The 24,834-nt window shown below is 69.6% G+C and carries 23 protein-coding genes and 1 pseudogene; 13 read left to right on the top strand and 11 right to left on the bottom strand.

What is annotated here, in order from left to right; translation table 11 throughout:
- Positions 1–32: 32 nt before the first annotated feature.
- The 3 genes from ACFVS6_RS05835 to ACFVS6_RS05845 form a co-directional block, all read right to left on the bottom strand.
- A complete protein-coding gene (locus tag ACFVS6_RS05835; protein ID WP_389700984.1) occupies positions 33–233 on the bottom strand; it encodes a hypothetical protein in 201 nt (66 codons plus the stop codon).
- Positions 234–296: 63 nt separating this feature from the next.
- Complete coding sequence (locus tag ACFVS6_RS05840; protein ID WP_389700986.1) at positions 297–1,184, bottom strand: SDR family oxidoreductase; 888 nt, start codon at positions 1,182–1,184, stop codon at positions 297–299.
- 299 nt (positions 1,185–1,483) lie between these two features.
- Entirely contained in the window at positions 1,484–2,221 is a 738-nt protein-coding gene (locus ACFVS6_RS05845; RefSeq protein ID WP_389700988.1) for a hypothetical protein, read from the bottom strand.
- Positions 2,222–3,281: 1,060 nt separating this feature from the next.
- Here ACFVS6_RS05845 and ACFVS6_RS05850 point away from each other — a divergent pair.
- Positions 3,282–3,941 (top strand): hypothetical protein, encoded by a 660-nt coding sequence (locus ACFVS6_RS05850; protein ID WP_389700990.1) that lies wholly within the window; start codon positions 3,282–3,284, stop codon positions 3,939–3,941.
- Here the strand turns inward: ACFVS6_RS05850 and fxlM are convergent.
- The 4 genes from fxlM to ACFVS6_RS05870 all read right to left on the bottom strand — a co-directional run bounded on the left by fxlM (position 3,919) and on the right by ACFVS6_RS05870 (position 10,779).
- Positions 3,919–6,255, bottom strand: coding sequence for a methyltransferase, FxLD system (gene fxlM, locus ACFVS6_RS05855; protein WP_389701134.1), 2,337 nt, complete (start codon positions 6,253–6,255; stop codon positions 3,919–3,921). The two genes, ACFVS6_RS05850 and fxlM, sit on opposite strands and share 23 nt — an antisense overlap.
- A gap of 217 nt (positions 6,256–6,472) precedes the next feature.
- The gene (locus ACFVS6_RS05860; RefSeq protein ID WP_389700992.1) at positions 6,473–7,954 is read right to left on the bottom strand and encodes an NUDIX domain-containing protein; all 1,482 of its coding nucleotides are present in this window, start codon (positions 7,952–7,954) and stop codon (positions 6,473–6,475) included.
- Positions 7,955–8,158: 204 nt separating this feature from the next.
- Positions 8,159–10,024, bottom strand: a complete 1,866-nt coding sequence (locus ACFVS6_RS05865) for an ATP-binding cassette domain-containing protein (protein WP_389701136.1) — start codon at positions 10,022–10,024, stop codon at positions 8,159–8,161.
- Between the two features lie 134 nt (positions 10,025–10,158).
- Positions 10,159–10,779, bottom strand: a complete 621-nt coding sequence (locus tag ACFVS6_RS05870) for an NUDIX domain-containing protein (protein ID WP_389700994.1) — start codon at positions 10,777–10,779, stop codon at positions 10,159–10,161.
- Between the two features lie 671 nt (positions 10,780–11,450).
- Between ACFVS6_RS05870 and ACFVS6_RS05875 the strand changes: the two genes are divergently transcribed.
- Together ACFVS6_RS05875 and ACFVS6_RS05880 are read left to right on the top strand one after the other, a co-directional pair.
- Positions 11,451–11,924, top strand: a complete 474-nt coding sequence (locus ACFVS6_RS05875; protein ID WP_389700996.1) for a hypothetical protein — start codon at positions 11,451–11,453, stop codon at positions 11,922–11,924.
- A gap of 99 nt (positions 11,925–12,023) precedes the next feature.
- Positions 12,024–12,344, top strand: coding sequence for a DUF6087 family protein (locus ACFVS6_RS05880; RefSeq protein ID WP_389700997.1), 321 nt, complete (start codon positions 12,024–12,026; stop codon positions 12,342–12,344).
- A gap of 297 nt (positions 12,345–12,641) precedes the next feature.
- Here ACFVS6_RS05880 and ACFVS6_RS05885 read toward each other — a convergent pair whose 3' ends face one another.
- Positions 12,642–13,292: a TetR/AcrR family transcriptional regulator gene (locus ACFVS6_RS05885; RefSeq protein ID WP_389700999.1), complete on the bottom strand. Its 651-nt coding sequence runs from the start codon at positions 13,290–13,292 to the stop codon at positions 12,642–12,644.
- Between the two features lie 137 nt (positions 13,293–13,429).
- On the opposite strand from ACFVS6_RS05885, the gene ACFVS6_RS05890 reads away from it, so the two are divergent.
- Positions 13,430–14,359 carry a zinc-binding dehydrogenase gene (locus ACFVS6_RS05890; protein ID WP_389701000.1) on the top strand — a complete coding sequence of 310 codons (930 nt, stop codon included), beginning with the start codon at positions 13,430–13,432 and terminating at the stop codon, positions 14,357–14,359.
- 101 nt (positions 14,360–14,460) lie between these two features.
- Here the strand turns inward: ACFVS6_RS05890 and ACFVS6_RS05895 are convergent, their stop codons facing one another.
- Complete coding sequence (locus ACFVS6_RS05895) at positions 14,461–14,883, bottom strand: GNAT family N-acetyltransferase (RefSeq protein WP_389701002.1); 423 nt, start codon at positions 14,881–14,883, stop codon at positions 14,461–14,463.
- A gap of 831 nt (positions 14,884–15,714) precedes the next feature.
- Between ACFVS6_RS05895 and ACFVS6_RS05900 the strand changes: the two genes are divergently transcribed.
- Entirely contained in the window at positions 15,715–16,464 is a 750-nt protein-coding gene (locus ACFVS6_RS05900) for a phytanoyl-CoA dioxygenase family protein (RefSeq protein ID WP_389701003.1), read from the top strand.
- 149 nt (positions 16,465–16,613) lie between these two features.
- Here ACFVS6_RS05900 and ACFVS6_RS05905 read toward each other — a convergent pair whose 3' ends face one another.
- Positions 16,614–17,222 (bottom strand): TetR/AcrR family transcriptional regulator, encoded by a 609-nt coding sequence (locus tag ACFVS6_RS05905; RefSeq protein WP_389701005.1) that lies wholly within the window; start codon positions 17,220–17,222, stop codon positions 16,614–16,616.
- Between the two features lie 198 nt (positions 17,223–17,420).
- Between ACFVS6_RS05905 and ACFVS6_RS05910 the strand changes: the two genes are divergently transcribed.
- From ACFVS6_RS05910 to ACFVS6_RS05940, 7 genes are all read left to right on the top strand, one after another.
- Complete coding sequence (locus tag ACFVS6_RS05910) at positions 17,421–18,329, top strand: haloalkane dehalogenase (protein WP_389701007.1); 909 nt, start codon at positions 17,421–17,423, stop codon at positions 18,327–18,329.
- Positions 18,326–18,709, top strand: a complete 384-nt coding sequence (locus ACFVS6_RS05915; protein WP_389701008.1) for a DUF1330 domain-containing protein — start codon at positions 18,326–18,328, stop codon at positions 18,707–18,709. Before ACFVS6_RS05910 ends, ACFVS6_RS05915 begins: the two co-directional genes overlap by 4 nt.
- Complete coding sequence (locus tag ACFVS6_RS05920) at positions 18,706–20,298, top strand: sulfatase (protein WP_389701010.1); 1,593 nt, start codon at positions 18,706–18,708, stop codon at positions 20,296–20,298. Before ACFVS6_RS05915 ends, ACFVS6_RS05920 begins: the two co-directional genes overlap by 4 nt.
- 31 nt (positions 20,299–20,329) lie before the next feature.
- Positions 20,330–20,827, top strand: a complete 498-nt coding sequence (locus ACFVS6_RS05925; RefSeq protein ID WP_389701011.1) for a hypothetical protein — start codon at positions 20,330–20,332, stop codon at positions 20,825–20,827.
- Positions 20,828–21,655: 828 nt separating this feature from the next.
- Entirely contained in the window at positions 21,656–22,816 is a 1,161-nt protein-coding gene (locus ACFVS6_RS05930) for a hypothetical protein (protein ID WP_389701013.1), read from the top strand.
- A gap of 425 nt (positions 22,817–23,241) precedes the next feature.
- On the top strand, positions 23,242–23,436 hold the full coding sequence (locus ACFVS6_RS05935) for a hypothetical protein (protein ID WP_389701015.1): 195 nt from the start codon (positions 23,242–23,244) through the stop codon (positions 23,434–23,436).
- Positions 23,437–23,518: 82 nt separating this feature from the next.
- Positions 23,519–23,662, top strand: a complete 144-nt coding sequence (locus ACFVS6_RS05940; protein WP_389701017.1) for a hypothetical protein — start codon at positions 23,519–23,521, stop codon at positions 23,660–23,662.
- A gap of 50 nt (positions 23,663–23,712) precedes the next feature.
- Here ACFVS6_RS05940 and ACFVS6_RS05945 read toward each other — a convergent pair.
- Positions 23,713–23,826, bottom strand: a pseudogene (locus ACFVS6_RS05945) (IS5/IS1182 family transposase); the annotation flags it as partial.
- Between the two features lie 342 nt (positions 23,827–24,168).
- On the opposite strand from ACFVS6_RS05945, the gene ACFVS6_RS05950 reads away from it, so the two are divergent.
- Positions 24,169–24,834 carry a LuxR C-terminal-related transcriptional regulator gene (locus ACFVS6_RS05950; RefSeq protein WP_389701019.1) on the top strand — a complete coding sequence of 222 codons (666 nt, stop codon included), beginning with the start codon at positions 24,169–24,171 and terminating at the stop codon, positions 24,832–24,834.

Consider the following 24,834-nt stretch of genomic DNA (forward strand, 5'->3'; position numbering starts at 1 on the left):
GTTGCACGCACACGATCCGGCACGGATGTTCTTCACCGGGACTCCTCGTGCAGGCTCCCCTGCTGCTCTGGCCCTTGGTCGGGCATTCGATGGGCACGTTCGAGGTGTTCCGGTACCTGACGCTCCGCGGTGCCGACCGCGCGGACGGCTCCCCGGTCGGCAGCCCGCCGGGCGTCGGGCCAGTACTGCGGCCGGGGCGCGGCCTTCCCGGAGCCCAGGAGATCCATCACCATGAACAGCCGGCCATGAAACACCGGGAGGAAGCGACCTCCGAGAATGCTCGCCCCTGCCATCGCTCACATGAAGTCGGAGGCGTGACCGTGAGCCCAGTCGCGGAAGGTGCGGGCCGGAGTTCCCGTTATCCGGTCGAGTGTGAGGTAGGCATCGCCGTCCGGGGCCCTCGTGTCAGGCGCTTCATCTCTGATCCCTTTGATGCCGTCGTAGCTTTCGAACCCGAACAGGAAGTCTGCGCTCGCGGCCGCGAAGCCCCCTTGGGCTCGGTAGAAGTCGCGGGCTTGCTCGGCGGAGACCTCATCGAGCGCGATCCGTTCTCCGATCGCTTCTGCGATCACCGCGATCTGTTCGCGTTTGGTGAGACTGTCCGGTCCGATGATCGTGTCGATCCGTCCGCGGCGGTGTGGGTCGAGCAGGTCGGCCAGGACGACGTCGGCGACGTCGTCTTCATGGATGGGGTGCCCGATCTGGTCAGGAAAGGGCTCCACGGCTCGGCGACTCGCCTTGATCGCTGGTCCCCATATGAGGAGTGAGTTCGTCGCGAACTCACCGGGACGGACGATGCTCCAATCCAGTCCCGAGTCCATGACGGTCCGCTCGACGGCGGCGTTGTACGTCGTGTCGTAGCCGGCAGTCACCGCGGCGGAGGAGACCACGACCACGTGCTCGACGCCCGCCTGCTTCGCGCGAGAGACGACCGCCTGAACGTTCTCAGGGACCGCGATCAGGACGAGTTGCGCGGCACCGTCGAACGCGTGCCCCAGTGTGGACGGGTCGTCCAGGTCGCCGAAGACCACGTCCGCACCACCCGGGAGCGAGGCACGTTGCGGGTGTCGCGTAATTCCGCGCACCGCGTGACCGGCATCAACCAGCCCTGAGACGACCGGGTGGCCGATCGTCCCAGTGGCCCCGGTGACAACAATGGGAGGGAGCTTCTTCAAGTGAGACATGGTTTGTGACTGTATGACGTCGACGTGTAGCGATGCATCCGAGAATTGGCCGCAGCCCGGTCGCGCAGAGCCGGTCGCGCGGCCCGGTCGCGCGGCGCCTCGCCGCCACCTCGACCGTCCCGAACGCGGCCGTAGCCGCTTTGGCATGGGCATCCACCTCGTCGATACCGGCGAATCCCAGCACGTCCCGGTGAATCCCGGTGAGTCCCGGTGAGTCCCAGCGGGTCCCCGGAACGGCGCACGGGTCTACGTGATCAGGCACCCATCACCGTCCACGACCGAGCGCGGCAGCGGCCGGCTCAGCAGTCGTATCGATGGGTGTACGGAGTGTCCGGGCAGGTACGGCAGATGAAGAAGTACATGCCACCGAGATCTCCCAGACTCATGTTGTGTCCGAACGTGTCGAGGAGGGCGGGGTCCGCCTCGGCTCGCCAGGATGGGGTCGCGGCATGGTCCTGGGCAGGGTTCCGCTCGTCCAGGGGGAGCCATCGGCCCATGCCCGCCTCGGTCGCGGTGACGCTGAGCAGGTGCTCCATGCGCGTGCCGCAGTTCGCACAGTCGGGCCAGTTCGGTGGCTGGGTCCAGCTCGGATATCCGCCGACCTTGCTCTGCTGGGTGGTGGCCACCTCGAAGTAGCCGAAGCCGCGTTCCTCCTGCATGGCTTCGGAACGCTCATCGAGCAGCTCGCTGAGTTCGTCCGGCAGGTCCCAGTTCGGGTATTCCACGGCCGGTGTGGGGGACACCGTGCACGGCCGGGGCAGGTAGTCCTTGTACGCAGTGTGCGGGAGGGGCGGTTGCCCGGCAGTTGCGTCGGCGGCCGTCAGCGCCGTGTCGCGCCAGTGGAGGCGGGGGTTGGCCGCGTACGGGGCGTCGTTGTGGACGAGCGGGCACCACAGGATCTGCAGCAGGTCCGTTCCGGTGGGGAAGACGAGGCCGGGTACGTCACGCGCGTACAACTGGACCACCGCGACCATCGCGACCGGTTCGGGTCCGACGGGCGCGGCGAGCGGCTTGTAGTGGTCCGATTCGGTGCACATCGGCCAGGGCTCGTCGGCCGGCCACAGCAGGGGCCCACCGATGGAGCTGTCGCCGGGCCCGTTTGTCCGGCCCGAGGGTGGAGAAGGGTGACCTCGCGGCCGGTACCGGCAAGCTCCGGAAAGACCGACTCGACATCGAAGGGTATCGGCGCCAACGTGCGGGGCCCGGCCGCCGGAGCCGGAGGGGTGTCCTGACGCATGTGCCCTGACGACATGAGGTCTCCTATTGCTGCTGGTTGCACGCCGCTGACCCTAGCCCTCGCGTCTGACAGTGGTTCTGGCCGTGCTACCCGCACGGTCGTTGGATCGGGACGAGTCGATCAGCCCCGACGAACAACCCGTCCCGGTACGACCCGGGTCGATCGGCGGAGCGCGGGACTCCGCGCGCTGCGCGCTCGGGAAGGGGACCGTCCGCATCGAGGTGACCGGCGCCCACGAGGGCGGAGGACGGCTTGGCGGGGCCCGCAAAAGTAGCCCGGGCGGAGTTTTGCGGGTGGAACTGCATGGTCTGCGCACGCTGCTGCCGGTTGGCTGGGGGCACACGCACAGCACGTCTCCGGCAGGCGCCGGGCGAGAGAGAGCTCCCTCATGAGAATCCGAAGCGCCATGGCGGCAGCCCTGCCCGCGATGGCGCGCGAGCATCGCGCCGGCGCCTTCGGCTCAAGACGTCGACACGTCGCTTCGCAGCACCCTCTGCCCCTCGACGCGGTACGGGACCGTGGAACCGCCCCGAGGCATCGGCTGCGGGCGGACGGGCTGGTCCGACACGGGCACGCCCCCTCGACGGCACCGCGGGCCTCCTGGCGGCCCCGGGCAACCCGCGGTACGGAGTGCTCGTCGACCGGCCCGCAGCCGATCCCTGGGCGGGTGTTCGAACGGGGTCGGTCCGCCGTACGGCACTGACCGGTCGACGGCATTCGTGATCGGGGTCCGCTGTGGACTTCGGACGATTCCGTTCGTCGGCAAGAACGTTGGACGCAACCGATCGTGCGCGTGTTGGCACACCGTCAGTCACTTCCCGCGAGCAGCGCTGGAAGGCAACACCTTCGGAGAGAGAACGATGAGAGCAAAATTTGCCAAGGCCGCCGTCGCGGCTGCCGTGCTCGCCGCCGCTTCCGGCGCCGTGATCACCGTAGCCACCGCCTCCGCTTCGGAGACCGCCGACACCGCCGTTTCGGCCCAGGGCGCGACGGTCGCCGCGAAGCCGGCCGCGACCGTCGCGGCCGAGCCGGGCGCCACGGTCGTCGCGGAGCCGGCCGGCTCCACCCTCGCTCCGCAAGCCGGCGGCACGACGGCGCCGCCGCCGAAGCCGAGCAAGACGCCCGCTCCGTCGGGCAGCCCGCAGCCGGGCAGGACCACCACACCCCCACCCAAGCCGAGCAAGACCACGACCGGGTCTCCGCAGCCGGACAAGCCGACTGAGACCCACAAGGGTTCGGCTACGTTCTTCTCCCCCGGCATGGGGGCGTGCGGGAAGGTGATCAAGGACAGCGACCGCGCCGTCGCACTCGACCCCACGATGTTCGGGCCCGGTTACCCGTCGAGCAACTGCGGGCGCAAGATCGTCATCACCTACAAGGGGAAGTCCATCACGGCGACGGTCCTCGATGAGGCTCCGGGGGCGAGCCGGTACGGTCTCGACCTCACCCCGGGTGCGTTCAAGGCACTCGCCCCGCTCGACAAGCGCAAGATCGATGTCACCTGGCACTTCGCCAAGTAACGGGTGCGGGTAGGAGGCCGTCACGTCCCGGCCACTGGAACACGAGCCGGCACAGCGGCTTGTCCAGCACATCCCCCGCGGGCAGTCGATGATCGGGGGTGCCGGCCGGGTGGACGGACAGGGCGGGTTCGGAGCCGGCGCGCACGTCGCGGTCCCAGGCCCTGACCGTGTCCCGCAGCTGCTGCGCGAGGCGGGGGCCCTGGTCGCCGAAGGCGTGGACGACGAACTCCCACTCGCTCTCCTGCGGGGTGTCCCCGTGGTGGGTCCGTACGTGGACGAGGTAGGCGATCGACCGGTCGGCGAGCACGGCCGGGGCATCGGATCCCTCGGCGATCAGGGTGACGCCGGAGCCCTTGTCCACGTGCGCGGCCAGCCGGCAGAACCCCGGCAGCGTCGTGGCCGCGTACAGCTGGAGCGATGAGAAGTCGAAGCGGAACCCCATGACCAGTCCGGTGGGGACCTCGTGGCGTGGTCCGCGCAGCGCGTCCTCCAGGCCCGTGGTCGGCAGTTGGGGGCCGTCCTCGAACCGGAGCTGCAGCTCGCCGTCGAGGAGGTCCACGAGCGGAGCGGTCCGCCCGTGCCGTCCCTGGTCACGGACGAAGCCGCAGTACGTGAACCTCCGTGAGTGGAGGACGTCTCCTCGGCGCTGGAAGCTGATCGCGCGGGTGTAGCCGTGGATCTCCAGAGGTAGGACGAGGTGACCGTCCTCGGCGAGCTGCTCGCGCCACGTGGGCGAGATGTCCCGGACGTTGTAGGTGATCACGGAGGCGTCGAACCCGCCGCGGGGAACGAGCTTCGTCGGGGCGCCGAAGGCCGCGTCGCCCTGGAAGGCGGTGACTCGTCCGCTGCCCGCTTCCGCGGTGAACCGCTGGGTGCGGCGCACGACGTACGGGTCGATGTCGCCACTGACGACCGAACCTTCCGGGCCGACGACGTGGGCGATCAGCTCGGCGTTGTAGCCGCCGGAGCCCGCTTCGTACACGTGCGCCCCCGGCGTGAGCCGCAGACCTTCGATCATGTCGGCCTGGAGCCACGGCGCGGACACCGAGCTGATGGCTCGGCCCGCGTCGTCGCGGCGGGTGACGACCGCCAGGTCGTCGTCGTACGTGGTCCTCAGGTCCATCTCCGGCGCGAACCGGTGACGGGGGACGATGCGCAAGGCCTCTCGGACCGGCTCGGAAGGGGCCCAGCCGCCGCCGATGACGGCGTCGGCCATCTGCTCGCGCAACCGCACGGCCTCCGCGGGTTCGCCGGGAACGGGTGGGTGGACGGTGGCGAGCGGATGGGAGTGGATGGCCGGCAGGCCGGGAAGGATCCCGGGCCAGACGGCCTCCAGTGACTGGGCGGCCGGCGTGAACACGGGCCCGAGGCAGGCCAAAGAGTGCAGGTCGTGCCACTCCCACCGGTCGAAGAGCCGCTCCTCCGGATTCGTCGGGGTGCCGGTGAAGGCGGTGACCCGGACGACGGCGGTGAGACGCGGCATGCCGTGGCTGTCGTCGACGAGCATCGTGACCACATGAGCGTCGGACGCGGCCGCCGTCAGACCGGTCTCCTCGAAGAGCTCCCGCACGGCCGCCGCGGCGAAGTCCTCCGACCCGTTGGTCTTTCCCGCGGGCAGCTCCCACACTCCGCGGGTGGTCCTGCCGAGCAGGACCCGGCCCGAAGGGTCGGTGACCACGGCCACGGCTCCGGTCAGGGCGTGACCGGTCGTCGGTGGCTTCTCGACCGCCGTCGTACCGGTGTGGCAGCAGCCGCGCAGCACCAGGACCGCGAGATCTTCCGCGTCGAGCCGGAGAGACTCCTTCCAGCCTCCGCCGATCTGCCGGATCTCCGTCTCGTCGAGGGCGATGTCCCGGTGCTCCTTGGCCATCCGTTCGGCCGTGGGCGTGATGATCACGAGGGCACCGCCGGGCCTCAGCCGTTTCCCGAGCCTGTGCAGGACACGGCTGCGGTCGAGCAGGAACGGCACCACCAGGCGCAAGGTGATCAGGTCGTAGCCGTCCGGGTGCAGGCCGGCCGGGTCGGCGTTCTCGACGTCCAGGCACATCCAACGCACGCCCTCCGGCTCCGGGTGTTCCCGGCGGGCGCGTTCGATCGCACTGAAGGCGAAGTCGACGGCGTCCACCTCGTAGCCGAGCGTTGTGAGGTGGATGGCCAGCTCCCCGGTCCCGGATCCCACATCGAGGGCCCGCCCGCCGCTTTCCGGCGCGCGAACGTGCTCGGCGAGCAGCACCCGCTCGGCATCGCCGAGGGGTCGAAACCCCTTCCCGTCGGCGTAGTGCTGCTGCCATTCCTCGCGGACGACGTAACCCACGTTGCTGCTCCTGTTCTGTTCGAGTGCGGTGGATGCGGTGACTGGTTCGGTTCCCACGAACATCCCGTCGCGACGGGCGCCGGCGCCGGCGCGGGTACGGGTACGGGTACGGGTACGGGTCAAGGCCTGCTGTCTGCGTTCGACGAGCTCGGGATGAGGCGGGCAGCGACCGTCACGGCGTTGCAGGTAGTGGAGGAGCGGGGCGGGAGAGGTGGGGTCAGGTCCAGCCCAGCTCGCTGTAGACGCGGCCGGCCCGGATGCCTTCGATGGCGACCGCGGCGTACGGCACGATGGGGCTGGGGAGCCGGCCCGGGTCGAACCAGCCCCAGGAGGTACAGCGGTCCGGTTCGCGGACCTCGGGCGTGCCCTGCCACCGCCGGGCTTGAAGGACCAGTCCCATCCGCGGTTGGGCCCCGGGCCGGTCGACCATGTGCACCACGTGGACCAGTTCCACATCCTTCGGATCGATCAGCAGTCCCGCTTCCTCCCGGGCCTCCCGCACCACGCAGCCGACCGCCGATTCCTGTTCGCAGTGGCCCGCGAGGAAGTGGTACGTGGAGGGGGCGAACGCGCAGGTCGGGTGGCGCAGTCCGAGGAAGACCCTGCCGTCCTCGCGTTGGAGGTGGAGGTGGACGCCGACGATGTGCGGGACGCTGCCACTGCCCGCCCGTGACCTGCGGCGTCGTTCCACAGCGGACGCGGGCGCCGTCTCGGGCAGGGTGCCGGCGGCTTGCCGGGTCGCGTGCCGGCGCACGAGGTCGAGGGTGGACGGGCTCAGCCTGAGCCGGGGCATCGTCTCGGGGCGGAACCAGGCGAGCATGACCCCCTCGTGAAGGTCGAGACCGGCTGGATCACCGGCCCACTGCCCGCAGAAGATCTGGATCGGCACGGCCATGCCGTCGGTGCCGGTGGCCCGTTCCACGGCGAACGGCTCCAGCACCGGCAGCGCGAGTCCGGCCTCCTCCTGGAGTTCGCGTCGGGCGGTCGCCTCCAGCGACACGTCCCCGGGCTCGCGACCACCACCGAGCAGGGACCAGGACCCCGGCTCCCAGATGCCCGGGATGTCGTCCTGCAGGTGCAGGAGGTATCGGCCTCGACCGTCGTGAATCATGGTGGCCGCGTTCACCGGTTCGATCCGGCCGTCAAGTGCGGAGGTTTCGAGCTTGGCCCGAAGGGTTGGCGACGTCACCTCATGGAAGTGACGCCACTGCGCGCCTGAGACCTCCTCGGCCTGCGGCACGACGTCGACGGTGTCGTCGGCGAGGCAGAACACGAACCGGAAGTCGTAGTGCAGATGGGCAGGCTCACCCTTGGCCGCGTTGGCGTCGATGTCGTGAACGTCGACATCGATGGGCTCGTGCCCGAACGCGGCGGTGGCGCACAAGGCGCCGGGCGGGATGCCGGCTTCCTCCTGGACCTCACGAAGTGCTGCGCCGAGGAGCGTGCGGTCGTCCTGCTCGACGTGCCCGCCGGGTACGAGCACCTTGCCGCTGGCGTTGTGATGCACATGCAGGACACGCCTGTTCGAGTCGATGACGACCGCGCCGCAGGTGATGTGAGCGGGGTGCGTCGTGCGGGACGTGAGCTCGGCTCCGGCCTCCAGCGCAGCTGACAGGTCGGCCAGTTGGTCGGCCTCGGCGGGATTGCGTGCCAGGTAGGCGGTGAGGAGCTCGCGGATGTGGGCGTCGGAGGGCGACAAAGGGACCTCACGGAGTAGGTGGGTGGGCGAGCTGGACCGGGGGAGCCGGCACGGGGCCGCGGGCCTCCGGCGAAGAGGCCGGGTGCCACGGACGCTACGGGCGCCAGGGAGGCGAGTGGCGACCGGTTTCGTACGGACCGCCTCCGCGCGCCCGGGATACGGACCGGCTGAGCCCCGGCCCGAACCGCGAGGGACGCGTCCGCGTCACGACCTCTCCTCCACATCGGAGGGCGCGGACTCCGTACGCGGGCCGGGCACGGAATCGGCGAACGCGGCAGCCTGAATCCGGTACGCGTGGCGGAACTCCCCCGTGCCGAAACCCTCCTCCATCAGCTCGGAGAACGTTCCGGACTCGGCGAGCCGCCCGTCCTTCATCACGTGGATGACATCCGCGTGACGCACCGAATGGAGGCGGTGGGTGATCAGCACCACGGTCTGCCCGGCCGCGGCCAGAGCCCGAATCTGCTCGAAGACCCGCTGCTCGGCAACGGCGTCGAGCGCACTCGTCGGCTCGTCGACCACCAGAATCTGTGCCCTCTTGTACCAGGCTCGGGCGATCCCGACCATCTGCCATTCCCCACCGGAGGCCTCCTGCCCGCCCCGGTAGCCGCGACCGAGCAGAGTGGACAGGTCGCGCCGCAGACCGGCGATGAAGCGATCGGCCCCGGAGAACGCCGCAGCCTCCCGCACCGCCCGGTCATCGATGGGGAGCGCCGGATTTCCGATGCCGATGTTGACGCGGACGGTGAAGGGCCACCTGAAGAAGGACTGGGACATGAGCCCGACGCGGGCGAAGATCTGGCTGCGGTCGGCCCCGGCGGCATCCACGTCGTCCCACCAGATCGTGCCGCCACCCGGGTCCGGCTGGTGGAGGCCGGCCAGGAGCTTGACCACGGTCGACTTCCCCGAGCCGTTCGCCCCGACCAGCGCGATCACCCTGCCGATGGGGAATGACAGCGACACCTCCCGCAGCGTCGGTTCGGGCGTATGGTCACCGCTGCCCGGATAGGTGAACGTCACCTTCTCGAAACGGACTTCCCGCACCCGCTCGGGCAGATCCTCACCGGTCTCCGGGATCGCCCGCACCTTGGCCTCTTCGCACAGTCGCTCGAAGTCGGCGACGAAGAGGGACTCCTGATGCAGGTCGGCCATCTGCAGCACCAGACCGTCCAGGCCGGCAGAACCGGTACGGATGGCCAGGACCGCCGTACCGGCCACCGCAAGGTCCATCCGTCCACCCCACAGCAACAACCCCAGCGCCCCGTACGTGAGCAGGGTCGCGATACCGGAGGCCCCGTCGGCGATAAGCCCGATCCGCGCAGCGCTGCGAGCCAGCCGGGTCTGCTCGCGCTCGCTCCTCTCCGCCATCTCCCGGAAATGACCGAGGAGGAAGGGTCCGACCTCGTGCACGCGGACCTCTGCGGCCGCCTCCCGCTGGGTCAGCAACTGTCCCAGAAGGTGTCCCGCCCGCGCATGCTGAACGAAGGCATGGAAGGAGAGGTACCGCTGCCGAGAGATCGTCAGCGACCTCCAGCCGCTCGGCAGGGTCATCAGCATGAGCAGCGGCAGGAGCACCGGGTGGAGCACCGTCAGCACGCCGGCCGCCGCGACCAGGGAAATCCCGGAGTTCAAGGTGTTGGCGCAGTACCGGATCATCCGCTGGGCCGAATCAGCCCCGTAGCGAGCCGCGTCCAGCAACCGGTGGAACTCGTCGTCCTCGATCGCCGCGAGCTCCACCCTATGAACGAGCCCCAGGTACTGCTCCGTGGCCACACGCTGCACCTTGGGCTCCAGCTCACCGGTCGCCGCCGTGGACGCCGACCTGAACAGCGAACCCACCAATGCCACAACCGCGACGACCACCAGCGCCGGAAACGCTCCGGTCAGCCGCTCCTGCGTCCCACCACCGTCCAGAATGTGCCCCAGGGCACTGTTGACCGCGACCAGCCCCGCCGCCTGCGCGACCCCGCGCCCCAATTCGGCGCCCAGGACCACGCGCAGGGCGCGCGCGTCGGCGAGACGTGCGAGCCGCAACCCGGTGGCAACCATCCGGGGTAAGCCCTTGGCCATGGTCCACAAGCCCAGCTTGACCCACGCACCCTCGTGCTGGTCCCATCCGACGTCGTAGGCCAGCTCCCCACCGAACAGCAGCCGCTCCGAATCGGACACCGTCGTCCGTTCCGCATCACCGCTCGACTCCTTGCTCACTTCGTCCCCCTCGCATCCGGTCGTGCACCGGTGCTGATCGGCCCGGCTGTTCCGCGGACGGGCAGGCGCGGCTCGTCTCCCCTTGGTACCCGCGCAGTTGTTGCCCCCTCGACCGCCACCGATCCGGCCGAAGGCATGGCGACGGTGCTGTAGAGGGTGCCCGCCACGTACTGGTTGAGAACGGCGTGGGTCAGGGGCCGGGAGTCGGCCGGGAGGCCACCGGGATCGGCCCACACCACCTCGCTGTACTCACGGAGCTCGGTGTTGCGGGGCTCGCCGGACCAGCGCTGCGTGGCGAAGACGGCGCACACGCGCCCCGCGCCCCGCTCGCTGCGGTAGTGCAGGAGACCACTGAGCTCGACATCCTGCACGCCAACCCTGATCCCCAACAGCTGACCGGCCCCCCGGCAGGCCGCTTCGTCCAACCACTCCGCCGGCTCCAGGCGCCCGCCCACCAAGGCCAACTGCCCCCGGTCGGGGCACCGCGCCCGCCGGACCAGCGCCACCCGCCCGTCCGAACGCAGCGCGAGCAGCACCACCTTCATCAGCGGCCGGTAGCCCGGCCCCGCCTGTTCGATTCGGGCAGCAGCCGCACGGGGGTGTCGTGCTGACGGCATGGGTCCTCCCTGAGTTGACGTGGAACCGATCGTTGGTCGAACAACCCCTCACGCCCGGGTGCCGTAACGGACACGGAAGGGGGAATTCTTCGAACTGATATGCGAAGCGGGGGTGCAGGTCAGTTCCTCCGGGGACAGCGGATTCTGAACTCACACGTTCGAGTGGAGTGGCACTCCGAGACACCCGATCAGGGTCTTGCGCGGTCCGCCCGCTGACGTCGGGTCAGGAGCCGGATTGGTTGCGTTGTGCCTGAACAGATCCAGACCCTGCCGGTAGACGGCCGGCGACTCCGAGAGGTTGATTCGAAGGCGCTGCCCGCCCGGATGCAACGCATCCCACGCGGCGGAGGAACCGTCATGAACTGATCGATTCCGACGGGAAGTTCTTGGCGCCGCTGACCATCGACCAGTTCGAGCGGGGACCCCGTCGGCCAGGTCGACATGCCCGTGCACGTCCGCCGGCAGTCCCCGGGGAGGACACTTACCACCGCGTCCGCCACCACGTGAACGTCATGGCCGAGCGCCTCCGACTCGACGCTCACACACTCGCAGGCCCGGGATCTCCGTTCTCGTGACGCATCCCGGGTAGAGCGCCGACCGCGGGCTACTCCACCTTCGCCGAACCCCGCACCCCGCACCCCGCAGAGAAGCTTCCTGCCACGGGTGGCGCGATGGGCTTCGTAGCGTCCGGGCCCGCCTACTGTCCCAGTAAGGTCTTCCGCCACCCCAGCGGCGACATCGTCAGCGCGGCCTCATTCATGCTCGCCCGGCCCCAGGCGCCTCTCCCGCTCGGGGTTCTCCCCGACCTCGACCAGGGTGACGAGCGGGCCGCCCTACTCGGCGCCGATGTCATCAACGACTGGGACGCGCGGTTCGTGGCTCAACTCGCAGTTCCCTGTGCCCAGCGGATCAGCCTCAAGCGGGACGGCCGCACGGAACACGCCCTTCTCGACGTCGAAGGCGGGTCATGGGCCGCGCTCCACGAGGACAACGGCTGGTGCCTCGTGTGTCAGGGCGGCTCGGACCGGCTGTGGGATGACGTCGAGGACCACCTCACCCGCTGGAAGAAGGACGGTGCCCCCGCCCTGGACCGGTTCGAGATCGCCGTCACCCCAGACCGGCAGACAATCACCTGGCCTGCCTGAGCGTTCGAACAGGAACGCCCCTCCTCCTCTTTCAGGAGAAGGGAACGACGCGCTTTCCCGTACCGGTAAGGTGCTGCCCTTGCTCGACGGAGGAGCACCATGAACGACGAACCCCTGGACCAGTGGGCCGCACGCCGCCAAGGGCGCCTGCGCAAACCCGGTGAGCGTAAGGCCATCACCCTGGGAGCCGGCCCGCAACGCGCCGCACACCTCGACCCCGATGCCCCGCGCCTGATCCTCGAATGGGACGGTTTCGCCTGGCAGCCGCTCACGACCGTGGACAACTACGCGGCGGCATGCCGGGCCCTCAGCCCGCCCCCCGAAGCCGCGCCCGCCGACCAGACCGAGACGACCGGTCCCATCACCGGACGAAACCCACTGGCGCCGGGAACGGGACGTCATCGAAAGCCCCGGCCCTGACCTCGCACACGGACTCTGCCCCGCTGCGAACCGTGGACCACGGCGGGCAGCGCCTGCTCAAAGGTCCTCCCGTGAAGAGAGCCGACCATTCACGTCCTCGGCCCGGGTGAGTGTGGCCTCGCGATCCGTGTCTTCGGCGGAATGAAACAAAGCCGCTGCCTCCCGAACAGTCTTCCCGCCTTTGACGTTCAGCGTGCGCGTGGAAGGGGTCTGCCGGGGACCCGACCATCACCAGCCGAGCAACGCCGCAGGGATCGGCCTCCGCGTCGAGTCACGAAAGCCAGTGCTGCGGCACGGTCAAGGGGCCCTTCTGGGCTCCGCGGTCAGAGTGAGGCTGCCGGGCACCGCGGCGAAGGCTTCGCGCAGGTTGGCCGCGAGGCCGGTTCGGGTGGGAGTGCCCGGGCGCGACGTCCAGGTGTCCAGTGCGCAGTGGAACGCGGCGATCAGTACGTCGAGGGCGAGTCGCGGGCGTAGATCCCCCGGGCCGTCGAGGTCGAGTCTGCGGTGCAGGACGGTGAGCGCGGCGCGGCCCGTTCGGTCGCAGAAATGGAGGCCGTGGGCGCCGATCGAAGGGGCCTTCTCGGCCAGCTGTCGACTGAGCAGCACCCGTTGGGCCCAGCCGTCGGCCGTCATTCGATCCAGGGCGGCGAGCAGCGCGTCCTGCAGCATCCCCAGAAGGGTATGGCCCGCCGGTTCGCAGGTTTCGAGCTCGTCGAGGAAAGCCGCCCACAGGTCCTGGGTCGGCGCACTGGCGACGTCTTCCTTGCTGGTGAAGGTGCGGAAGAAGGTGCGCTTGGAGACGTCCACCGCGTCGCACAGCTCGTCGAGCGTCGTGCCGTCGAAGCCGCGCTCGGTGAACATCTCCAGGGCTGTGTCGATCAGGGTCTGCCGAGTACGGAGCTTCTTGCGCTCGCGCAGCGGCAGCCGTTCGTTCGCGGCTTCGGACATGGCGGCAGTGTAACCGGAATCGCTACCGGAAAGCGATCGCCACTTGACGGCTTGTGCCACTGAGTGGCAGAAATGGGCAGGCGGCGCCTCGTCCCGAAGCGCCATCCCATCCACCCCTGCCGAAAAGGTGCACCATCATGCGCGCTCTGCTGGTCGACCGCTCCGCTCCCGCCGGACTGCGGCTCGGGCAAAGTCCCGATCCTGAGCCCGCTCCTCACCAAGCCCTGATCCGGGTGGCGGCGACGTCCTTCAACTACGGCGAGATCAGGCACGTCCTTGAACACGCACCCGACGGTGCGGTCCTTGGCTGGGACGCGGCAGGCGTGGTGGAGCAGGCCGCCGCCGATGGCTCGGGGCCGGCCGTCGGCACCCTCGTGACCACCCTGGGCCACGACGGCGCCTGGGCTGAATTCCGAGCCGTGGACACCGGCTTGATCGGTACTGCCCCCGCGGGAGCCGACCCGGGCGCGATCAGCACGATCCCGGTGGCGGGTGCCGGCGCCCTGCGCGCCCTGCACCGCATCGGCCCGCTGCTCGGCAAACGGATCCTCGTCACCGGGGCCACCGGCGGCGTCGGACGGTACGCCGTCCAACTGGCCCGGCTCGGCGGTGCGCACGTCGTCGCGGTCACCGGAAACCCCGAGGCACACGGCGACGGTCTGCATGCGCTCGGTGCCCACGAAGTGATCGCGGAGCCGGGAGCGGTCGGTGCGCCGGTGGACGGCGTCGTGGATCTGGTGGGTGGCCGTCAGCTCGTCGATGCCTACCAGGCGCTGGCCGAGAAGGGCACCTTGGTAGCCGTAGGCCATGCGACGGACGGGGGCGAGCACTTCCCGTTCGGAGCCTTCTTCGGTGACCAGGGACGCCATGACCGCTCGATCACCACCTTCTTCCTGCTCGCCTGCACCGACCTCGCCCCCGACCTGACCTGGCTCTCCGCCCTTGTCTCCACCGGCGAACTCGATCCGGGGATCTCCTGGCGTGGTAGCTGGGACAAGGCCGCCGAAGCGGCCGAGGCCCTCCTCGGCCGCCGACTCCATGGCAAGGCGGTGCTCGAACTCGACTGACGCCCCGGAACGGCCGGCATGCCGCCGGCCAGGCGCCGACAGCGTCGTAAGCCGGCGATCGGGAGCTCCTCGTCCTCCCGGGGCGTGCGCACCTCGGCTGCCTACGCGGGTGTCGTAACGGGCCAGCTGTATTCCAGTTCGGGGAGCTCGAAGCCCTGATCGAACCGGCAGACACGTTCATCGGTACGGGCGGCTCCGTACCGCTCGTAGAAGGCGATGGCGCGGGTGTTGGCGCGGAGCACTTCCAGGTAGACCGTCCTTCTCGGGTGCTCGTCGGCTGCCCACGCCAGCGCATGGCTCAGGAGCCGGCCGCCGATCCCCGACCCGGTGCGGCCGGGTCTGGCGTGGAGGTTGTCCAGCAGTACACGGCCGTCAGGTCGGGGTATCAAGTACGCGAACCCATCGATGCCGCTCGCCGTCTCCACCACGAACAGGACGGCCCCCGGGAGAGGATCGTCCAGTCGGTCGCACCAGAGGTCCACACGATCTTCCAGGAGAGGGCCGTCCAAGAAGTCGGCGGGCATGATTCCCGCATACGCCGTACGCCAACTCTCGGCATGCAGCGCCGCAACGTCGGCGGCGTCATTCCGGCCACCCAGTCTGATTTTCATGAGGACCAGCCTCATGCATGGCCGAGCAGAGACGCCATGTCCGGGCAGGTGAAACGGCTGACAACCGGCCTGCGGCATTCGAGGACGCCGTGCAGGTCGGCCTGCTGGCGGCGCCAGGGTCGTTGCGAGTCCGCGCCGACCCGGGCGTGCGGGTCACAACCGGTGTCCGAGGCGCTCCTGGCGGTATGACCGGATCGCATCGTGGCCGCGGTACGTCGCGGCGTACCGGGCCGGCGTCATGTCCGGCGCGCCCTTGCCCGCCTCGGTTGACCGCCCCTGCTGTGATCGCGTCGGGGTTGGGTGTGCGGGTCACCAACGCGCGGACGCTCTGCGTCAGGGCGGCCCTCCAGGCGGCGTGACCGAACCTGTCACCCCAACCCTGCACCGGACCCGCCCGTGAACCACCTGGTGTGGAGCAGTGGTTCCCACGGGACTACCGCGCAGCGGTGGTCCCGTGAGCCGGTTCCTGCCCCGCCTCCCCGCTCCTTCGGCGGCGTGGCCACGCTCCGTTTGCTTTGTGGGTTCACCACGCCTTATTCTCGTCATCATGACGATAACCGCTCGGCGGTCCCCGCTCCCTGCGGGCAGTGACTCCGAGGGCCTCGACTCCCTCCGCGGATTCGATGCGCACAGGCGCGTGGTGGCCCGCAGTTCCGCCATTCACCTCCATGTGTTGCCCGCGGCTGCTCCGGGCGGTCGGGTCCACGACCGCAGTGGTATCGACGATGACCTCAGGACGGAGCGGTGAGCGTGTTCGTAATGCCGGTAAACCCCTTTGAGCTCTCCGAAGAAGCGGTGGGTCGAATAACTGCCGATGACTCATGGGCCCCGATCGAGTCGGAGATTCCGAACGTCGATGCCAGGGTGATTCGTAATTTTCTCACTCCGGCCGAAGTTGAGGTATTCACGGCCGAACTGGCTTCCCAGCGCTTTGTTCCGGTGGGTCGGGACGGCGATGCCGCCAACTACGCAGAGGGGGACCCGGTCGGCCACCTCCGTGCCACGGCTGAATCCGAAGCCTTGGCGGCGGAGTTCTACCGCAGGCTGCGGACGTTTCTGTCGGTCGAAGTGGGGCCGGACGATCCGACGGATTCGGACGGAAGGCCCTGGAAGCCGGCGGCCGTCAATCCGCGCATGCGCTTCATCACGTACGAACGCGGCGGACTTCTTGTCCCGCACTACGATTCGCCCTATTTCGCCCCGGACGGAAGGCGAACTCTCCTGACGGTCGTCGTCTACCTGTCGTACGAGGCGGTGGGCGGAGGAACGCGGTTCATCGCCGACAAGCAGAACGATCTTCCCTTTGCGCAACGCGACTTCTCGGATTGGTCCCGGCCCGCAGAGCCCGAGGAAATCTTGAGCACCCACCGCCCCGAACCGGGCGATGCGCTCCTCTTCTGGCATCGGACGCTTCACGACTCGGCCCCGATTCTTGAGGGCACGAAGACAATCCTCAGGACCGATGTGCTCTACGAGCCCATGGACGTGCAGTGAGCAACAGCCGGGAGGCTGGCACGAGGTGAGCGGATCCGGCCTCCCCGGCCGACCACCTCCTCAGCAGCCCCTCTCCTCAGCAGCCCCTCTCCTCAGCAGCCCCTTTCCTCAGCCGATCCGCCTCCCCAACCGACCCGGCACCGGCCCCCTCAGGGGCGTCCCGTCGCGAGCAGGGCCTCGACCATCAGGACCATGACCTGTCGGGCCTCTTCGGGAGTGCGGGTGAAACGCAGGTGGTGCCAGGCCTCCCAGGAGGTGCTGGTCTCCAGCGCGGCGAGCAGGAGCGCGCGACGGTCTTCCGGCTGGGCGGCGAGCTCGGCCGCGAAGACGGCCTCCAGCTGGGCGCGGGCGACGCCGAGAGCGGTGTCGCGGCACTGGCGCAGTCGCTCCGAATGCTGCTCCAGCCGTACGGTGGTCAGCCGCAGCGGGGTGATCCATTCCAGTGCGTCCGCCCGCGCCGCGACGAGGGCGGTGACGCGGGGCCGGAGGGGACCGCTCACCGGCAACTCGGGCTGGCGCGCGATCAACTCGTGAAGGCGCTGGTCGATGGCCTGATCGATGATCTCCTCGACGCTGCCGAAATGGTGGTGCACCAGTCGCGCGGAGGTGCCGGCCCGGGCCGCGATCCGGGCGACGGTCGGGGCGGTCTCGCCCTCTTCTCCGAGTTCGAACACGGCGTTGATGATGCGGGCCCGCGTCTGACGGCCGCGCTCGACTCGGCCGTCACGGTGGTCGGTCGCTGTGGGGTCCTTCGGCATGGGGCGGTCCTCGGCAGGGATCGGGGATGACGGATTCGGGGTCAGGGATCGGGGATCAGGGATGACGGACTCAGGGTCAGGGATCGGGGATCAGGGGTGGGGCGGGCAGGGCGCGCGGGTTCTCGTACGAGGGGTTGACGCGTCAGACAAGTTTCATACAGTCTGCAATTATCTTCGCAGTCGAGGCCGGGAGGCCGCATGCGCATCCTCCGCACACCCGATCACTGCTTCACGAGTCTGCCCGACTGGCCGTACAGGCCGCACTACGTCGACGTCCCTACGCTGGACGGAAGTCCGGGCCGGCTCCGCATCCACTACGTGGACGAGGGCCCGCCCCGCGCGACCCCGATCCTGCTGCTCCACGGCGAGCCCACCTGGTCCTACCTGTACCGCCACGTCATGGCGGGCCTGGTCGACCGCGGTCATCGGGTCGTCGCCCCGGACCTGGTCGGATTCGGCCGCTCGGACAAGCCCGAAGCCCGGGCGGACCACACCTTCGCACGGCACGTGGCGTGGATGTCCCACGCCCTGTTCGACGGCCTGAACCTGCGTCAGATCACGCTGTTCGGCCAGGACTGGGGAGGAATGATCGGTCTGCGGCTGCTGGCCGAAGCCCCCGACCGTTTCAGTCGGGCCGTCCTCGCGAACACCGGACTGCCGACCGGCGACACCGCCGCCCCCGAGCACTTCCTGTCGTGGCAGAAGTTCGCCGCGACCACACCGGTGTTCGACGCCGGGGCCGTCGTCGAGCTCGGCACCCACCACCCGGTCGACCCGTCCGTGCAGGCCGCGTACAACGCGCCGTTCCCCGATCCCACCTACCAGGCCGGCGCACGGGCCATGCCCTCGCTGGTCCCCACCACGCCCGACGATCCGGCAGCGGACGACCAACGCCGGGCCTGGCAAGCCTTCAAGCAGTTCGAACGCCCGGTCCTGACCGCCTTCAGCGACGGCGATCCCATCACCCGCGGCGGCGACGAGCCCTTCCTGACGGCCTTCCCCGCGGCTCGCCGGAGCACCGTCGCCGGGGCCGGCCACTTCCTCCAGGAGGACGCCGCCGACCGCGTGGCGGAGATCATCGCTTCGTTCGTCGAGGAGACCTCATGATCCGCACATCAGGCCTCGTCCCCACCCCCGAGCAGGCCGCCGAACTGCTCGCGGACGACGGGAGCGGGGAGATCGTCATGCTCAACCTGCTCAAGTTCAGCGACCGGCCCGAGGAGTACGGCCGCTACGAGGAACTGGTCCGGGAGCGGCTCGCGGACGTCGGGGCGGAGCTGAGGTGGGTCGGCCTCGTCGAGCACCTCGTCGTCGGTGATCCGGCACTCGACGGATGGGACGCCGTGGCGCTCGTGGCCTACCCGTCCAAGGAGGCGTTCACGAAGATGGTGACGTCCGGCCAGTACCAGGAAGCGACCGGCCACCGGGACCGGGGGCTGGCGGCGACCGTCCTGCTGTGCTGCACCGGACGGGAGGCAGCGCGGTGACCGCGCCCCGGAACATCCTCTTCATCACCACGGACCAGCAGCGCTACGACGCGCTCGGCTGCAACGGCAACACGATCGCCCGCACCCCCGTCCTCGACGGACTGGCCGCCGCCGGCTACCGCTACGAGCGCGCCTACAACCAGAACACCGTGTGCATGCCCGCCCGGTCCACCCTCCTCACCGGCCAGTACGCACGCACCCACGGAGTCGTCGCCAACGGCATCCCCCTCCCGGAGGACGCCCCGTCCGTGGCGGCCCACCTGCGCGACCGCGCGGGCTACCGTACGGCGCTGATCGGCAAGGCCCACTTCGAACCGGCCTTCGACCCCCACTACCGCTACACGGAGACCCGGCGCGCGGCGACCGGCGCCACCGGCTCGTGGCGCGGCTTCGACCACGCCGTCCAGGCCGCCCACGCGGCGGCCTTCGACGACTTCCGGATCGGCCACTACGGCGACTGGATCGCCTCGGAGCACAGCGAGTTCCTCCACGCCTACGCCGACCTCCTCGGCGCCCTGCCCGGAGGTGACACCGGTGCACCGGAGGCCAAGCACAACGTCATCCCCCGCGACCTCTACCACACCGACTGGGTCGCCGACCGCACCGTCGAATGGCTGCGAGCCCAGGACCCGGCCGCCCCCTTCTTCTGCTGGGTCAGCTTCCCCGACCCGCACCACCCGTGGGACCCGCCCGCATCGGAGATGTCCCGCGTCGACTGGCGCGACCTGGACCTCCCGGCCGGCCACCCGGGCAGCGACGAGGAGATCCGCAGGATCCTCGCGAACCGGCCCGCCCACTGGCTCGCCTACTACGAAGGCACCTGGGCCAACGCCGAAGGCGGCCCGATGGCCTTCGTGCCCGAACGACTGACGCACAACCAGATACGCGAGATCAACGCGCGCGTCCACGTCATGAACGAGCTCATCGACGAAGCCTGCGGCCGGATCCTGACCTGCCTGCGCTCACTCGGACTGTCCGAGAACACCGACGTCGTCTTCACCACCGACCACGGCGAGATGCAAGGAGACTACGGCTTCCTCTACAAGGGGCCCTTCCACGTCGACGCGCTCATGCGCCTCCCGCTGGTGTGGCGGCCGGCGCCCTCCGCCGGACCCGTCGTCCCGGCCGTCATCAGCGACCCCGTCGGCCAGTTGGACCTCGCCCCGACCTTCTGCGCCATCGCGGGCGTTCCCCCGGCCGACTGGATGCAGGGCAGCGCCCTGCCCGTCGCCGACGGGGAGGGACGCCACGAGCGGGTCCTGTGCGAATGGGACAGCCAGTTCCCCGGCTACGGCATGCACATGCGCACCATCTACCGTGACGGCTGGCTCTGCACGGCGTACGGCACGTCCACGGCGGGGCGGCCCAACGGGCTGGAGAAGACCTGGGGCGACGCGGTCCTGACCCCCACCTGGATCCAGTACGACGGCACGGAGGGCGAGCTCTACCACGTCCACGACGACCCCCACCAGTGGCACAACCGGTGGGACGACCCCTCCCTGGCCTCCCTCCGCGCCGACCTCGTCGCCGATCTGCACGACAGCCTGCCGAGCGAAACGCGGACCCTCGAAGTCGAGGCACCCGCATGACGTCGCACGAGGACGCCCGTGGCGAGCGAGGATGATCCGCGCCGACCGCCCCAACCCCACGGGTGACCGGCCCTCCCGCAACGGCACGACCGCGCGGTGGCCCCGGCCCGCGGCCCTACGACTCGGCTACCTGCTCATCGGCCTGCTCCTCGGAGCGGCGTGGGGCGTGAACCGGGGCATGCCGGTCCGGGAGCACGCCGTCCGACTGCTGGCGTTGGTCATCGTGGTGCCGCCGCTGCTGCACGCGGCCCAGCAGCGGCGGCGCCGGAAGCGGGGACGACAGCAAGCCCCGCACCTGTCCGTCCTGCGGGCGACCCTCGCGAAGTGCGGCCTCGTCGCGGCCGCCATCCCCGCGACGGTCCTGCTCCGCCCCCACACGTCGCACGCGGACCTCGTCGTCGGCATCGGAATCGCACTGGTGGTGGCCCTGACCGGCCCTTGGGCACACGTCGCCATCCTGGTCCGGCCTCCCACCGGCGCATCCGGCACCACCGGCGCATCCGGCACCCAGGGCGGCGAGGAGCGGTGACGTCCCGCTCAGGCCTGATCGGCTTTACGGCGGGCCGGCCCGGGCGCGGGGCATCCGCCGGCGGCGCGAACCCGCGCGCCGCGATGCGGCGGACCGTGCCACACACAGTGACGTCCTTGCATTCGAGCAGGTCAGCGACCTCGGGCCCGGTCAGAACCCGCCCCATCATCCGTATGCACTCCAGACGCAGCCGGGTGCCGGCTTCGGACCGCCCGCCCCCCCCGGGCACACTCACCAAGCGAACTGCGCAAAAGTCCAGTTGGGAGTCCGACGCAGATCCTGAAGGACCCGACGTGACGTGTTATCCGGTCGCGCGAGGACATGGGACCCCACCGGGGACGCGGCCGCTGCCGACACAACCAGCCCCAGTGTGTTGCGGCAACCGGCTGAAGAGGGCCTTCGGCGTGGGCGGAGCCGTTGCGGCCGTCGCCGGTCCTATCCAGCCCGAGGACACCGCCCACCCGGAGCAACACGGAGGCCGCTCCCGACCCATCGGTCGAAGGCGACTGGAGCAGGAGAGCGCGCGCGTTGGTCAGGGCCCGCCGTGAGGCCGGTGCAAAGTCGCCACAGCGACGATGAGCGGATGATCCCAGCCATGATTGCGTCGACGAGGTACACATGGGCCAACCAGGCATGACAATGGTGTGGTAGGCAGGTGGGCTGCGGGTTGCTGCCCACTTGGTCGGGCCGGCTCCGGGGGGTGCCATGCGTTCGAGAACTCGCAAGGTCAGATGGACTCTCAGCGCCTGCGGTCTGGTGTTGGCATTGGCCTCCGGGTCAGGATGCAGTCCCAAGGGGGACAGCCCTCCCCGTGGCAGCGAGCAGAGCGTGTCCGCACCTGCCGCGCCTTCCACGCCTGCTGCGCCGCAGGCATACGATCCGCCGCTGAAATTCGAGACGGAGGGTCACGACCTGCCATGGTCGGGCGCGAGGTTACGGAAGGATCCGCTTCCCTTCATTCTGGAAGGGACGACGACATGGATGAGTACCGGCGAGGGTCTTGTGGGATTCGACGCGGTGACCCGCCGCACGGCTCGCATCGGTCCAACTGGCGCGTGGGCCACGGCATTGGTGCATTCATCACCCACTGTGACAAAGGTCGCCGACCGTACCGTCATCCTCACCGCGTTCCCCATCGCTGTCGAGGGCAAAGGCACGGAACGCGGTCACCACGAGCTGGAAATCCTCGCCGTCGATGCGAAGACCTCCGAGACGGCCTGGAGTTTCAGGGTCACGAATGAGGCCGTCACGTTCTTGGCCAGGGACGGCGTCCGCCCAGTCCTCTCCATCGTCGGTGTTTCCGGCACCACGGCCGTGATCAGCTACGGACACGGACCGGGGGATCACAGCTTCGTCGCCGCCGTCGACCTCGTCACCAAGTCCCTGCTGTGGTCCAAGGCCCGCGTCACAGCCGTCGCGGTCGGGGATGGCAACGTCGCCCTTTACGAGGGGACGACGGGCGACTTGAAGCTCTACGGGGTCCGCGCGGCGGACGGGCAGCCCGCGTGGAGTGGAATGCACACCGAGGACATGTTCAGGGTGGGCCCTGCCGGCCCGCACTTCGTCGCCGTCCAAACCAGGAATAACGGGACGGGTGACGACTTGCCCCTGTTGAACCTGGCGACCGGCAGTCGAGTGACCGAGCACAGCATGCGGCGCGTACCGGAGCGCTGCGCGGACGACCCGGTCACGACCACCGTCGTGTGCAGCGACGGCCATGGGGTCACCGTCGGCCTGGACGCCAAGAGCGGTCGGCAACTCTGGGCCCTCCCCACGCAAACCCGCCGATCCATCGAGGTCACGGCCGTGTGGCACGGATTGGTCTACGCGACGCTCGACGATGGGGCGGTGCTCCTGGATGCCCGGACCGGTGCCGACAGACCCGAATCCCTGGAATCCGCACCGCGCCTCGTGAACAGTTACATCGGGGTGTTCACGGACCCGGACGCTCCCGCGGCCTCACCCGTCGTACGCCGTACGAATGGCTGACGCACCAGCAATGGTGCGCCGGCCCTTCGGACGGAACACAGCATTGACCTCGGACCCGAACCGGACCCGGGCGAGGGAGAGGGCGTCGGCTCGCGCCAGTGGCCCCTGCTCGTGACCCACATGGATCGGATCCGCGACGAGGGGCCCCGCGCTGTGACGCCGGGGGCCGGCAGGCTCTCACGGGAGCAGCCACGCAGTGTCAGAACCTCCCGCGGTAGCGGAGGGGGTCATCAGGACCTGCTCCTGCACATAGTCGTCGGCTGCCCAGCCATGCCGCGCGACACAGTCACCCACACCCCCGTACCGCAGCCACAGGCCCCGCCCTGGCCGCGGCGGCCGCCATCGTACTCACGGGCGTCACGGTGCCCACCGCAACCGCAGGCGAAATCGGGCCCTGTGGCACGCAGTCGACCGGATTCCTCGTCGTGGAGAACAACCGCCGGCGCCGGCAGTTCGACGTGAAGTATCGAATCCTGAACTGTTCCAAGGGAGCGGTCAAGGCGAAGCCGGGAAAGCTGACGTCCTGGCAGGGCGGGCAGTGTCAGACCGTCCCGGGCTGGGGTAGCGCCACCTGGTACCTCGACAAGGCCGCATTCCCGGTGGGCGTCGTGTACTGCTGACCCATCAGCCCGGACACTCGGCACCGGCAGACTTGCGCGTGACGCTGATCCAGAACACCTCGCCGCCGGTACCCTCCTCGCGGTGCTCCCCGGCCGCGCCGGCGGCCGGCTGCTCGCCGCCCTCCACGCGCTCACCGGCCCCCGCCCGCGAACCGCACACCCGACCGCACAGGTGATGGTGCTGCGCAGGCGCGGGCTTGCCGACCCGCGGACGCGGACCGGCTGAGGGCCATGTCGGACCGCCATCTGACTCGGGCCCACGGCTTGCCTCTTTGGTCACCTGCGAGTCCGGACGAGGTTGGCAGCCAGGTCCCGTGCCGCCTGGTGGACGATGGCGAGTCTGTCGATTCGCATGGCTTGACCACGCCACTGCTTGAGGCGGTTGATGCACGGCCCTCGCCGGTGAGGCAGGCGTGGCAAAGGCATCGCTCCGGGTGCGGACTGTATGGCGACGTCTGGGCGCGGTACTGGCGCGCATACCGCTCCAACGTCGTGGAGACGTCCGCTGCGTAGTCCGCACCGAGTCCACTTTCGTATCCTGCCTCACGTCCGACCACCGTGACCCGAACGCCTCCCGGACCCCACTACGCGTCGGCCACGTACACCGGATCGGCGAAGGCGGGTGGCCTCCGGGGGAAGGCCCGCGCCTGCCGCGGTCTCCGGCAACTCAACCAGGACCGGCGACGACCCGATCGTCGCGCCGGGCATGCAACGCACATCGATAATGGTGTCGTGATCAACAGGAAGCTGCGCGTCGTATTGGCCGAGGACTCCGTCGTTCTGCGCGACGGCATGGTCGAGTTGCTGGAGGCTCGCGGATGCGAAGTGCCGGCGGCCGTGGGGACTGCGCCCGAGCTGCTTGCCGCAGTGGCCGAGCACCGGCCCTGCGTGGCCGTGGTGGACATACGGATGCCGCCCACACACACCGACGAGGGCATCCGTGCCGCCGTCGAGATCCGTGCGAGGACACCCGAGGTCGGCATCCTGGTGTTCTCCCAGCACGTCGAGACCGTGTGGGCCTCCCGGCTCCTGGCCGAAGGTGCGGCGGGTATCGGGTACCTGCTGAAGGAACGCGTCGCCCGTACATCCGAGTTCGTCGAAGCACTGCACCGGGTCGCCGATGGGGGCACGGCGCTCGACCCGGAGGTGGTCACCCGGTTGATGCGGGGGGTTCAGCGCTGCCGGGTGGACACTCTGACGCCGCGTGAGCGCGAAGTGCTGGAGCTGATGGCACAGGGCCATTCCAACCGCTCCATCGCCGCGCTGCTCGTAGTGTCGGAGCGGGCGGTGGAGAAGCACGTGGCCGCCGTCTTCACCAAGTTCGACCTGCGGGCGACGGAGACCGACAACCGGCGGGTGAAGGCCGTCCTGACCTACTTGACCGAAAGCGGGAGCTGA

It is taken from the genome of Streptomyces sp. NPDC057939 (assembly GCF_042887545.1).
Lineage (GTDB): Bacteria > Actinomycetota > Actinomycetes > Streptomycetales > Streptomycetaceae > Streptomyces.

Bases quoted from the DNA above. Each gene is read 5' to 3' on its own strand.
- ACFVS6_RS05835 (WP_389700984.1), bottom strand. From the start codon at position 233: ATGGTGATGGATCTCCTGGGCTCCGGGAAGGCCGCGCCCCGGCCGCAG.
- ACFVS6_RS05840 (WP_389700986.1), bottom strand. From the start codon at position 1,184: ATGTCTCACTTGAAGAAGCTCCCTCCCATTGTTGTCACCGGGGCCACT.
- ACFVS6_RS05845 (WP_389700988.1), bottom strand. From the start codon at position 2,221: ATGTGCACCGAATCGGACCACTACAAGCCGCTCGCCGCGCCCGTCGGA.
- ACFVS6_RS05850 (WP_389700990.1), top strand. From the start codon at position 3,282: ATGAGAGCAAAATTTGCCAAGGCCGCCGTCGCGGCTGCCGTGCTCGCC.
- ACFVS6_RS05865 (WP_389701136.1), bottom strand. From the start codon at position 10,024: ATGGCCAAGGGCTTACCCCGGATGGTTGCCACCGGGTTGCGGCTCGCA.
- ACFVS6_RS05870 (WP_389700994.1), bottom strand. From the start codon at position 10,779: ATGCCGTCAGCACGACACCCCCGTGCGGCTGCTGCCCGAATCGAACAG.
- ACFVS6_RS05875 (WP_389700996.1), top strand. From the start codon at position 11,451: ATGGGCTTCGTAGCGTCCGGGCCCGCCTACTGTCCCAGTAAGGTCTTC.
- ACFVS6_RS05880 (WP_389700997.1), top strand. From the start codon at position 12,024: ATGAACGACGAACCCCTGGACCAGTGGGCCGCACGCCGCCAAGGGCGC.
- ACFVS6_RS05885 (WP_389700999.1), bottom strand. From the start codon at position 13,292: ATGTCCGAAGCCGCGAACGAACGGCTGCCGCTGCGCGAGCGCAAGAAG.
- ACFVS6_RS05890 (WP_389701000.1), top strand. From the start codon at position 13,430: ATGCGCGCTCTGCTGGTCGACCGCTCCGCTCCCGCCGGACTGCGGCTC.
- ACFVS6_RS05895 (WP_389701002.1), bottom strand. From the start codon at position 14,883: ATGCCCGCCGACTTCTTGGACGGCCCTCTCCTGGAAGATCGTGTGGAC.
- ACFVS6_RS05905 (WP_389701005.1), bottom strand. From the start codon at position 17,222: ATGCCGAAGGACCCCACAGCGACCGACCACCGTGACGGCCGAGTCGAG.
- ACFVS6_RS05910 (WP_389701007.1), top strand. From the start codon at position 17,421: ATGCGCATCCTCCGCACACCCGATCACTGCTTCACGAGTCTGCCCGAC.
- ACFVS6_RS05915 (WP_389701008.1), top strand. From the start codon at position 18,326: ATGATCCGCACATCAGGCCTCGTCCCCACCCCCGAGCAGGCCGCCGAA.
- ACFVS6_RS05925 (WP_389701011.1), top strand. From the start codon at position 20,330: ATGATCCGCGCCGACCGCCCCAACCCCACGGGTGACCGGCCCTCCCGC.